6 protein-coding genes are annotated in these 6,882 nt (G+C 69.8%); 5 read left to right on the top strand and 1 reads right to left on the bottom strand.

The annotated features are described in order from the left end of the window. Positions 1-306 (bottom strand): UbiA family prenyltransferase (locus tag NJ4_RS13845; protein ID WP_169799263.1); only part of this gene is annotated, 306 nt, incomplete at its 3' end. A 124-nt stretch (positions 307-430) separates the two neighbouring features. On the opposite strand from NJ4_RS13845, the gene tkt reads away from it, so the two are divergent. From tkt to NJ4_RS13820, 5 genes are all read left to right on the top strand, one after another. Continuing rightward, positions 431-2,536, top strand: a complete 2,106-nt coding sequence (tkt, locus tag NJ4_RS13840; protein ID WP_082748570.1) for a transketolase — start codon at positions 431-433, stop codon at positions 2,534-2,536. Positions 2,537-2,597: 61 nt separating this feature from the next. Next, the gene (gene tal, locus NJ4_RS13835; RefSeq protein WP_067436105.1) at positions 2,598-3,698 is read left to right on the top strand and encodes a transaldolase; all 1,101 of its coding nucleotides are present in this window, start codon (positions 2,598-2,600) and stop codon (positions 3,696-3,698) included. After that, complete coding sequence (locus tag NJ4_RS13830; protein WP_067436100.1) at positions 3,695-5,335, top strand: glucose-6-phosphate isomerase; 1,641 nt, start codon at positions 3,695-3,697, stop codon at positions 5,333-5,335. Before tal ends, NJ4_RS13830 begins: the two co-directional genes overlap by 4 nt. Continuing rightward, the gene (pgl, locus tag NJ4_RS13825) at positions 5,332-6,054 is read left to right on the top strand and encodes a 6-phosphogluconolactonase (RefSeq protein ID WP_067436096.1); all 723 of its coding nucleotides are present in this window, start codon (positions 5,332-5,334) and stop codon (positions 6,052-6,054) included. The genes NJ4_RS13830 and pgl overlap by 4 nt, the downstream gene beginning before the upstream one ends. Beyond that, positions 6,051-6,836 carry a tyrosine-protein phosphatase gene (locus NJ4_RS13820; protein WP_067436093.1) on the top strand — a complete coding sequence of 262 codons (786 nt, stop codon included), beginning with the start codon at positions 6,051-6,053 and terminating at the stop codon, positions 6,834-6,836. The genes pgl and NJ4_RS13820 overlap by 4 nt, the downstream gene beginning before the upstream one ends. The last annotated feature ends 46 nt before the right edge of the window (positions 6,837-6,882 follow it).

Raw genomic sequence — 6,882 nt, 5'->3', positions numbered from 1 at the left:
CGCCCGCCGACGCGTGCGCCGCATCTGCTCGTCGATGTCACGGTCGTAGACGCAGTTGAACGCCGAGGCGGATCCGGCCGACAGGGTGCCGCCGATCACGGTCGCGACCACCAGCCACAGGTCGGGCACTCCCCGGTCGGCGAAGAACATCACCGGGACCGTGGTGAGCAGCAGCAGCTCGATCACGCGCGGTTTGGTCAGGCCGACGTACGCCCCGACCACGTCCTTGAAGCTGGCGCGTTCGGGGTCGCCCGACGGAGGTGCCGCCCGCTCAGGGGTGGAAGCCGACTGGCCGACGTACGTCACGAAAACCTCGGGTTGCAAAGACTGCGTTCAAGATGCAGAAGATCGATGGTGCCGACGTCGAGTCTATCGTCCCCGATGAGTAGGCTCGTCGTTGCCGCCGTAGTTGCAACGAGAGGATCCTCACGTGACCACCGATTCCCCCACCCTGGAGTGGACCGACCTCGACCGCCGCGCTGTCGACACAGCCCGCGTGCTGGCCATGGACGCGGTCCAGAAGGTGGGCAACGGACACCCCGGCACGGCGATGAGTCTGGCGCCCGCGGCGTACCTGCTCTTCCAGAAGGTGATGCGGCACGACCCCTCCGACGCCTACTGGCAGGGCCGCGACCGCTTCGTCCTCTCCTGCGGCCACTCCAGCATCACCCTCTACACGCAGCTCTTCCTCGGCGGCTTCGGGCTCGAGCTCGAAGACCTCGAGGCCCTCCGCACCTGGGGATCCAAGACCCCGGGCCACCCCGAGTACCACCACACCGTGGGCGTCGAGACGACGACGGGCCCCCTCGGCCAGGGCGTCGCCAACGCCGTTGGCATGGCCATGGCCGCCCGTCGCGAACGCGGCATGCTCGACGCCGACACCCCGGCCGACGAATCCCCCTTCGACCGTCACGTCTACGCGATCTGCTCCGACGGCGACATCGAGGAGGGCGTCTCGGGTGAGGCCTCCTCGATCGCCGGGGTGCAGCAGCTCGGCAACCTGACGGTGATCTACGACCGCAACCGCATCTCCATCGAGGGCGACACGGACGTGGCGCTGGGTGAGGACGTCGGCAAGCGGTACGAGGCCTACGGCTGGCACGTGCAGACCGTCGACTGGACCAACGGCGGCACCGAGTACGTCGAGGACGTGCCCGCGCTCCACGCCGCCATCCAGAAGGCTGCTGCAGTCACCGACAAGCCCAGCTTCATCGTTCTCGACACGATCATCGCCTGGCCGGCACCCAACGCCCAGGGCACCGAGGCCGCGCACGGCAGCGCGCTGGGTGATGACGAGGTCGCCGCCACCAAGAAGGTGCTCGGCTGGGACCCGCAGAAGACGTTCGAGGTTCCCGCCGACGTCCTGGCCCACACCCGCTCGCTGGCCGAGCGCGGCTCCCTCCTCCGCAAGGAGTGGGACGAGAAGCTGGCCAGCTGGGCCAGCGCCCACCCCGACGAGGCCGGGCTCCTCGAGCGACTCCGCAGCGGCGCCCTGCCCGACGGACTGGCCGGGGCACTGCCCGTCTTCGACGCCGACCAGAAGGGTGTCGCCACCCGGGCCGCCAGCGGCAAGGTGATCAACGCGATCGCCCCGCTGATGCCCGAGCTCTGGGGCGGCTCGGCCGACCTCGCCGGCTCCAACAACACCACCATCAAGGACGCGCCGTCCTTCGTGCCGACCAGCCGCACCACCGAGCAGTGGTCCGGTGACCCGCTCCGTGGCCGGGTGCTCCACTTCGGCATCCGCGAGCACGCGATGGCCTCGATCATGAACGGCATCACCCTGGGTGGCCTGACCCGCGTCTTCGGCGGCACGTTCCTCCAGTTCGCCGACTACATGCGCCCCGCCGTACGCCTGGCCGCGCTCATGGGCGCACCGGCGATCTACGTCTGGACCCACGACTCCGTCGGCCTCGGTGAAGACGGTCCGACCCACCAGCCGATCGAGCACCTGGCCGCCCTGCGGGCGATCCCCGGGCTGGACGTCGTGCGCCCGGCCGACGCGAACGAGACCGCCGCTGCGTGGCTGGCCGTTCTGGAACACCGCGACCGGCCCGCCGGCCTGTGCCTGACCCGCCAGGGCGTGCCGACCTTCCCCCGCGGCGAGGGCGGGTTCTCCGACACCAGCGGTGTCGCCAAGGGCGGCTACGTGCTGGTCGACGCCGAGGGCGGCGCGCCCGACGTGGTCCTGGTCGGCACCGGCTCCGAGGTGCAGCTGGCGGTGACCGCCCGCGAGCAGCTCGCCGCCGACGGCATCAAGGCCCGCGTGGTCTCGATGCCGTGTGTGGAGTGGTTCAACGCGCAGGACCAGTCCTACCGCGACTCCGTCATTCCGCCCACTGTCAAGGCACGGGTTTCTGTCGAGGCCGGCATCGGTTTGGGCTGGCGCGACATCGTGGGAGATGCAGGTCGCATCATCTCCATCGAGCAGTACGGCGCCTCGGCCGACTACAAGCGCATCTTCGAGGAGTACGGCGTCACCGCGGAGGCCGTCGCCTCGGCGGCACGCGACAGCATCACGGCAGCGGGGAGCTGACCCGGCCCCACACCGAGCACCGCGCAGGCATCACCAGACCCGCAGTTCAGGAGGAAGCAGAATGTCCGAACGACTCAAGTCCCTTGCCGACGCCGGTGTCTCGGTGTGGCTCGACGATCTCTCCAGGGAGCGCATCGAGACAGGCAGCCTGGCCGATCTGGTCAAGGAGAAGTCGGTGGTGGGTGTCACCACGAACCCGACCATCTTCGCCGGTGCGATCAGCGACGGTGAGCGCTACAACGACCAGGTGGCCAAGCTCGGCGCGGCCGGTGAGTCGGTCGACTCCGTCATCCGGGCGCTGACCACCGACGACGTGCGCAACGCCTGCGACGTGCTCGCCGAGGTCTATGCCTCCGACAACTTCGACGGCCGGGTCTCGATCGAGGTCGAGCCCGGGCTGGCGATGGACACGGACGGAACCATCGCCCAGGCGCGCGAGCTGTGGGAGGCCGTCGACCGGCCCAACGTGCTGATCAAGATCCCGGCCACCGAGCCCGGTCTGCCGGCAATCACCGCGGCCACGGCGCAGGGCATCAGCGTCAACGTCACGCTGATCTTCGGCATCGATCGTTACCGCGCAGTGATGGACGCCTACCTGACCGGTCTCGAGCAGGCCCAGGCCAACGGCATCGACCTGTCCACGATCCACTCGGTGGCCTCGTTCTTCGTCTCGCGCGTGGACTCCGAGGTCGACAAGCGTCTCGACGGGATCGGCACCGATGAGGCGTCCGCACTCAAGGGCAAGGCCGCCATCGCGAACGCCCGCCGCGCCTATGCCGCCTTCCAGGAGGTGTTCGGCTCCGAGCGCTTCGCCAAGCTGGGCGGCGCGAACGTGCAACGTCCGCTGTGGGCCTCGACCGGGGTCAAGGACCCGGCCTACCCGGACACCCTCTACGTCACCGAACTGGTCGTCGACGGCTGTGTGAACACGATGCCCGAGAAGACCATGGACGCCTTCGCCGACCACGGCGAGATCACCGGCGACACCGTCAGCGGACGGTCGGCCGAGGCCGAGGAGGTCTTCGCCGCACTCGCGCAGGTGGGCGTGGACTTCGACGACGTCCTGCTCGTGCTGGAGCGCGAGGGCGTGGAGAAGTTCGACAAGTCCTGGACCGAACTCGTGGAGACCGTGGAAGGGCAGCTCGAGAGCAGCCGGTCATGACCGCCTGGAACGTCGTCGAGGGCGACGCTCACCGGCTGACCTTCGGCTATCCCGACGAGGCCGCCTTCGCGGCGGCGGTCGAGAAGCTCGTGGCCGACCGGGTCGCTTCTGGGATCGCCGCGCAGGACCCCACCCTGTGGGGGCCGGCGGCCGAGTCCGAGGCAGCCAAGCGACTCAGCTGGGTCGATCTGGCGGAGACGTCGCGGCCGCTGGTCGCCGACGTCTCCACGCTCCGCAACGAGTTCGTCGACCAGGGCCTCACCAGAGTCGTGCTGTGCGGCATGGGCGGCTCCTCGCTGGCCCCCGAGGTCATCTGTGGTGCGGCCGGCGTGGAGCTCGAGGTGCTCGACTCCTCCAACCCTGACGTGGTCCGTGCAGCGCTCGCCGACCGCTTGGACCAGACCGTCGTGGTCGTCTCCAGCAAGTCGGGGGGAACGGTCGAGACCGACAGCCAGAAGCGGTCGTTCGAGGCGGCCTTCCGTGACGCCGGGATCGATCCGGCGACCCGCATCGTCGTGGTCACCGACCCGGGCTCACCGCTCGACGAGGCCGCGACCGAGGCCGGCTACCGCGTCTTCCGGGCCGACCCGAACGTCGGTGGCCGCTACTCCGCACTGACCGCCTTCGGGTTGGTGCCCAGTGGACTCGCCGGCGCCGACATCGGCGGGCTGCTCGACGAGGCGGCGCAGATCCGTCCGCTTCTCGCCGAGGACTCCGTCGACAACCCCGGCCTCCGACTCGGCGGGCTGCTCGGACTTGCCGCGACCCGCGGTGTCGGCAAGCTCGTGCTGGCCAATGCCGGGGCGTCGTACGCCGGCTTCGGTGACTGGGCCGAGCAGCTGATCGCCGAGTCCACGGGCAAGGAGGGAAAGGGCATCCTCCCCGTTGTCGTGGAGTCCCTCGACTCCCCCAACTTCGTGCCCAGCACGACGGACTCGGGGCTGTCCACCTTCGGACCCGGCTTCCCGTTCACCGAGGTCAGACCCGCCTCCGGGTTCGGTGCGGCCGTGGACGCACCGCTGGGTGCTCAGATGCTGCTGTGGGAACACGCCACCGCCGTGGCCGGGCGAGTGATCGGCATCGACCCGTTCGACCAGCCCGACGTCGAGAGCGCCAAGGCCGCGGCACGAGAGATGCTCGACGGGGGCGGTGAGGCACCCTCGCCACGGTTCACCGACGGCGCCGTGTCGGTCTTCGCCGGCGACTGGCTGCCCGAGACCGTCGCTTCCGTCACGGAGGCCGTCACAGCACTGATCGAGGCGCTCGACCCGGAGCAGGGCTACCTCGCCGTGCACGCCTACCTCGACCGGCATCGCGATGCGGACCTGGCCACGACCCGACCCGCCCTGGCCACCCGCACGGGGCGACCGGTGACCTTCGGCTGGGGGCCCCGCTTCCTGCATTCCACCGGGCAGTACCACAAGGGCGGTCCGGCCACCGGTGTCTATCTCCAGGTGACCGGGGAGCCCGAGGAGGACCTCGCCGTTCCCGGTCGCGAGTTCACCTACCAAGAGTTCCTGGTCGCCCAGACGGTGGGTGACGGCAAGGTCCTCACCGACAAGGGCCGACCGGTGCTGAGGCTGCACCTCGACGACCTCTCGGCCGGTCTGAAGCAGTTGCGAGCGGTGCTGTCATGACCGCCGAGAAGCGGGTCCACGACGACGCGGACACGCTGGCCGAGGCAGTCGCCGAGGCCTTGATCGAGCGGCTGGCGTCAATCCAGGCCTCGGGGCGGGTTCCGTCGGTGTGCCTGACCGGAGGCACCATCGCGGGTCTCGTCCATCGCAAGCTCGCCTCGTCGCTCAACGGGTTCGACGTCGACTGGGACGAGGTCGACTTCTGGTGGGGCGACGAACGCTACGTCGACTCACACAGCGACGACCGCAACGCCCGCCAGGCCCGAGGAGACCTTCTCAACCACGTGGACGTCGACCCGGAACGCGTCCACGAGATGCCGGCCCTGGACTCCGGGCTGCCCCTCGAGGAGGCTGCCGAGGCATACGCCGCCGAGCTGCACGAACACGGGGGCGGAGCGTTCGACGTGGTCATGCTCGGACTCGGACCCGACGGCCACATCGCCTCCTTGTTTCCCGGCTCGTCGCAGATCGACGTCGACGACCGCGTCGCCGTCGCCGTCACCGACTCCCCCAAGCCCCCGCCTGAGCGGATCAGCCTGACCTTCGGTGCGCTGAACCGCACCCACGCCGTGTGGTTCCTGGTGTCGGGCAAGGAGAAGGCCGACGCCGTGGCCAGGTCGATGGGTGACCTCGACCTGCACGCCGCCCCCGCCACGGGTGTGACCGGTCAGGGTGAGGTCCTCTGGTGGCTCGATCGGGCCGCCTCAGGAGCCGAATGAGCGAGATCGCCTGGCTCGAGCTCCAGGGCGTCGTCAACATGCGTGACCTGGGCGGCACGCCCACGTCGGACGGAACCGTCGTGAAGCCCGGGCGGCTGCTCCGCTCGGACAACCTGCAGGATCTCACCGCTGCCGACGTACGGCAGCTGGTCGAGCAGGTCGGCGTGAGTGACGTGATCGACTTGCGCAGCGTCACCGAGGTCGACGCCGAGGGGCCGGGTCCCCTGATGAGACGCGCCGACGTGCGTGTGCAGCACTTCTCGCTCGTGCGTGACCGGAACCGCGCGGCCACCGCCGAGGACACCCTGGTCCTGGCGCGCAAGGACGTCGACACCACCGACCCCGCCTATTGGGTCCGGCACTACCTGGGCTACCTCGCCAACCGCCCCGAGTCGGTGGTCGCCGCTCTGCAGGCAGTCGCGACGGCATCGGGTGCAGCGGTTGTCCACTGCGCGGCAGGCAAGGACCGCACCGGCACGATCGTCGGGCTGGCGCTCTCGGTCGTCGGCGTCGCCGACGACCTCATTGTCGCCGACTACGTCGCCTCGGCCGAGCGCATCGAGCGGATCATCGACCGGCTCAAGGTGCGGCCTGCCTACGCCGCCCTCATGAAGGCCGAGCTCGCCGAGCAGGTGCCGCAAGCGGCCACCATGGAGCGACTCTTCGGCACTCTCCACAACGAGTACGGCGGCGCGCTCGGCTGGCTGGCCCAGCACGGCTGGACCGACGAGGACACGTCCACGCTGCGCCACAAGCTGCTCGGCGAGACCGTCCACCCCTGAGCCCCGCCCACCGACCTGTCGTGAGTTCGGGCCGACCCGTCGTGAG

It is taken from the genome of Nocardioides jensenii JCM 1364 = NBRC 14755, from assembly GCF_001552535.1.
Classification (GTDB): Bacteria; Actinomycetota; Actinomycetes; order Propionibacteriales; family Nocardioidaceae; genus Nocardioides; species Nocardioides jensenii.
Note: the sequence above shows the minus strand (reverse complement) of the source record. Positions and strands in the feature narration are given on the sequence as shown.